We start from the raw sequence: 4,295 nt of genomic DNA, 5'->3' as shown, positions 1-4,295 counted from the left end.
GCGGGCGCGGCCGGCGCCGGGGGCCTCGTCGCGCCGGCCGCTCCGGTCGGCCCGGAACGTCGAACGGTCGCCGGGGCGGGACTCGGCGCGGGAGCCGCCGCGATCGTCACGCCGCTCGGAACGGAAACCGCCGTCACGACCCTCGGAGCGGAAGCCGCCCTCGCGCCGCTCGGTGCGGAAGCCGCCGTCACGGCCCTCGGAACGGAAGCCGCCGTCACGCCGCTCGGAGCGGACAGCGCCGTCGCGGTCGTCACGGCGGTCGGAACGGTAGCCGCCGCGGTCGTCACGGCCGGTGGAGCGGTAGGGCGGGCGACCGTCTCGCCGGTCGTCACGGCGGTCCTGCCGGTAGCCGCCGCGGTCGTCGGAGCGGTCCGGACGGTACCCGCCGCGGTCGTCGCGGCGCTCGTCACGCCGGTCGGAACGGAAGCCGCCCCGGCCGTCACGCGTACCGGAGCCGAAGCCGGGACGCTCGGACCGGGAACCGCCGCGGTCGTCACGCCGCTCGGAGCGGAAACCGCCGTCACGGCCCTCGGAACGGAAACCGCCCTCGCGCCGCTCGGAGCCGAAGCCGCCGTCACGCCGCTCGGAACGGGCGCCGCCGTCACGGCCCTCCGGGCGGTAGCCGCCCTCGCGGCCTTCGGAGCGGAAGCCGCCGCGCTCCCCGCCGGAGCGGTCGCGCGAGGGGGAGTCGCCGTACCGGGCGCGGGCGCCGCCGCGGTCGGCGCGGAGGGAGTCGCGGCCGGAACCGCCGCGGCTGTCGTCGGAACGGAAGGCGGGACGCCCGCCGCGGCCGCTGGTGCCGCCGGTACGTCCTCGACCGCGTCCATCACCGGACGGGGTGCTGCGCCTGTTGATCACTTTGTCGTCTCCTCGAGGTTTTCCACGTCGTCCGGGAGGAACGGAGCCAGCTCGGGGAGCTCGCTGAGGTCCTTCAGTCCCACACGTTCAAGGAAGTATGAGCTTGTCCGGTAGAGCACTGCCTGGCTCTCCGGGTCGGTGCCGGCCTCTTCGACCAGCCCCCGCGCGACGAGCGTCCGCATGACGCCGTCGCTGTTCACGCCGCGGACCGCGGCGACGCGGGCGCGGCTCACCGGTTGCCGGTAGGCCACGACCGCGAGTGTTTCGAGCGCGGCCTGGGTGAGCCGCGTCTGCTGGCCGTCGCGTACGAACCGCTCGACCAGCGGTGCGCAGTCGGCACGCGTGTAATAACGCCAGCCGCCCGCGACCTCTCTCAGATCGAAACCCCGCCCGGCTTCGGTATATTCCGCCGCCAGCGACCTGAGGGCGGCGGCCACCTCGTGGGTGGGGCGTTCGAGCACCTGGGCCAGCGTCACCTCGGGGACGGGGACGTCCACGACCATGAGGATGGCTTCGAGCGCCGCGTGGAGGCCGGGCGCGGGCGTCCGCTCCTCCGGCTCGTCCAGGGGCTCCTCCAGCGCCTCCGCCAGGTCCGTGAACGGGTCGGGCTCGAAGACCGGCTCAGCTCCGGGAGCCGGGTCGGGCTCGGAGAGCGGCTCAGCTCCGGCGGCCGGGACGGGCTCGGAGACCGGCTCAGCTCCGGGGGTCAGGTCAGGTTCGGAGAGCGGCTCAGCTTCGGGGGCGGCGGTGGTGGCCGGCTGGGGGTCGGGGGCGGCGAGGGAGCCCGGCAGGGTCATCCAGGCCGGCAGCGCCGCCTCCGGCGACTTGCGGGGCTGTGGCGGCGCGTCGTCGGCGCGGGTCTCCCCCGGCCCGCCGGGATGGTCACCCGGGTGGTCGTCAGCGGGCTCGCCGGAGCGGTCGTCAGTCATCTGCAGCCTTCTCCGCCTTCTCCGCGCTGCGCGCGCTCTCCTCGTAGTCGTCGCCCACCGCGACGTCGCCCTCGTCGCTGCCCGTCCAGGTGACGTGCAGGTCGCCCAGCGGCTCGACCTGATCGAAGCTGACCGCCGCCTCGCGGAACAGCTCCAGGACGGCGAGGAAGCGGGCGATGACCTCGAAGGTGCCGTCACAGTCGGCGACCAGGGCCCGGAAGGTGGCCCGGCGCATGCGCCTGAGGCGCTGGACCAGGATAGCGGCTTGCTCGCGGACGCTGGCCAACGGCTGGTAGATGTGGCCGACGGCCACCGTGGGCGGCGCCTTGGGGGTGAACGCCCTGGCCGCGATCTTGGCGAGCTGCTCGGGGCCGATGCCGAGGATCAGCTCCGGCAGCAGGTCGGCGAAGCGGGGCTCCATCGGCACGGCGCGGGGGAAGCGCAGCGCCTCGTCGGCCATCCGCGCCGCGAAGACCTTGGCGACCTCCTTGTACGCCTTGTACTGGAGCAGCCGGGCGAACAGCAGGTCGCGGGCCTCCAGCAGCGCGAGGTCCTCCTCGTCCTCGACTTCGCCGGAGGGCAGCAGCCGGGCCGCCTTCAGGTCGAGCAGGGTGGCCGCGACCAGCAGGAAGTGGCTGGTCTGGTCGAGGTCCCACTCGGGGCCGCGCGAGCGGATGTAGGAGATGAACTCGTCGGTGACCTTGGAGAGGGACACCTCGGTGATGTCGAGCTTGTGCTTGGCGATCAGCCCGAGCAGCAGGTCGAACGGCCCTTCGAAGACGTCGAGGTGGACCTGGAACCCGGCCTTGCCCGCCTGCTCCTCGTCCTGGACGGCGCTTGCCCGCTCTGGCGTCACCTGGCCATTGTGGCAGGCGCCGGCCAGCGCGAGAGCACTTCGCGGGCCAGCTCACGGTAGGCGCTGGCGCCGAGGGAGGAGGGGTCGAAGGTGGTGATCGGCTCACCGGCGACCGTCGCGTCGGGGAAGCGGACGGTGCGGTTGATCACGGTGTGGAACACCTTGTCGCCGAACGCCTCGACGACGCGGGCCAGCACCTCGCGGCCGTGCAGGGTGCGGGCGTCGTACATGGTCGCCAGCAGGCCCTCGATCTCGAGCTCGTCGTTGAGGCGCTCCTGGACCTTGGAGATGGTGTCCATGAGCAGGGCGACGCCGCGCAGCGCGAAGAACTCGCACTCCAGCGGCACCATGACGCCGTGGGCGCAGGTGAGCGCGTTGATGGTGAGCAGGCCGAGCGACGGCTGGCAGTCGATGAGGCAGACGTCGTAGTGCGGCAGCAGCGGCTTGAGCACGCGGCCGAGCACCTGCTCGCGGGCGACCTCGGTGACGAGCTGGACCTCGGCGGCCGACAGGTCGATGTTGCTGGGCAGCAGGTCGAGGCCCTCGACGCCGGTCTCCAGCAGCACGTCCTCGGCGGTGACGTTGCGCTCCATCAGCAGGTTGTAGACCGTGAGGTCGAGCTGGAGCGGGTTGATGCCGAGCCCGACGGACAGGGCGCCCTGCGGGTCGAAGTCGACGAGCAGGACCTTGAGGCCGTACTCGACGAGCGCGGCGCCCAGGTTGATGGTGGTGGTGGTCTTGCCGACCCCGCCCTTCTGGTTGACCATCGCGACGACCCGCGCCGGCCCGTGCGTCTCCGGCGGCACGGGCTCCGGGAACACCGGGCGCGGGCGCCTGGTGGGGCCCAGGTTCACGCCGGTGGAAGGCGTGTCGGTCTTCGTGTCACCCCAGGGGTTGTCGGGGGTCCCCGGGGTCGAACCGTTGGTCTTCACAGTCACCAGCTCGAACCTCCCTGACGATCCCGAACCGGACCGTCCGGACGGACACTATGGCGTCATCACTAAACGCGGCAAGGCGGCACGCCGAACCGTGGCACGCCGCAAAAGACTATAGATCACTGCCGGGCGCGGGGGTGCGCGGCGGCGTACACCTCGCGGAGCTTGTCGACCGTGACCAGGGTGTAGACCTGTGTGGTCGTCACCGAGGCGTGCCCGAGCAGCTCCTGCACCACCCTAACGTCGGCGCCGCCGTCGAGGAGGTGGGTTGCGAAGGAATGGCGGAGAACGTGCGGGGATATCCCGTGGAGTCCGGCTCGTTCGGCGGCGGCCTGGAGGACCTCCCAGGCGCCCTGGCGGGTCAGGCGCCCGCCGCGCGCGTTGAGGAACACCGCGGGCGTGCCGCGGCCGTGGGCGAGCAGGCCGGGCCGGGCCCTGACGAGGTAGGCGTCGAGCGCCGAGCGGGCGTAGCGGCCGAGCGGGACGATCCGGGTGCGGCCGCCCTTGCCGCGCAGGCGGACCTGGTCGTCCTCCAGGTCGTCGACGGCCAGGCCGACGGCCTCGTCGATGCGCGCGCCCGTGCCGTACAGGACCTCCAGCAGGGCGCGGGTGCGGAGGGTCAGCGGCGCGCCGTCGGGGCCGGAAGCGGCGATGAGCCGCTCGACCTGGTCGACGGCGATGGCCTTGGGCAGCCGGCGCGGCTGGCGCGGCGGGCGC

At 73.2% G+C, this 4,295-nt stretch carries 4 protein-coding genes and 1 pseudogene; all 5 read right to left on the bottom strand.

Annotated elements, in window-relative coordinates; translation table 11 throughout:
• A pseudogene (locus AB0H81_RS44030) lies at positions 1-858 on the bottom strand (pseudouridine synthase); the annotation flags it as partial.
• Entirely contained in the window at positions 855-1,361 is a 507-nt protein-coding gene (scpB, locus tag AB0H81_RS44025; protein WP_358388262.1) for an SMC-Scp complex subunit ScpB, read from the bottom strand. The pseudogene AB0H81_RS44030 and the gene scpB, both read right to left, overlap by 4 nt.
• A 418-nt stretch (positions 1,362-1,779) precedes the next feature.
• Positions 1,780-2,643, bottom strand: a complete 864-nt coding sequence (locus AB0H81_RS44020) for a segregation/condensation protein A (RefSeq protein WP_358388259.1) — start codon at positions 2,641-2,643, stop codon at positions 1,780-1,782.
• Positions 2,640-3,581: a ParA family protein gene (locus AB0H81_RS44015; protein ID WP_358388256.1), complete on the bottom strand. Its 942-nt coding sequence runs from the start codon at positions 3,579-3,581 to the stop codon at positions 2,640-2,642. The genes AB0H81_RS44020 and AB0H81_RS44015 overlap by 4 nt, the downstream gene beginning before the upstream one ends.
• Before the next feature lie 116 nt (positions 3,582-3,697).
• Positions 3,698-4,295 (bottom strand): tyrosine-type recombinase/integrase (locus AB0H81_RS44010; protein WP_358388254.1); only part of this gene is annotated, 598 nt, incomplete at its 5' end.

Source organism: Nonomuraea sp. NPDC050691, assembly GCF_040654455.1.
Classification (GTDB): Bacteria; Actinomycetota; Actinomycetes; order Streptosporangiales; family Streptosporangiaceae; genus Nonomuraea.
The sequence above is the reverse complement of the archived record's forward strand: the minus strand, read 5'-3'. Positions and strand labels throughout refer to the sequence as shown.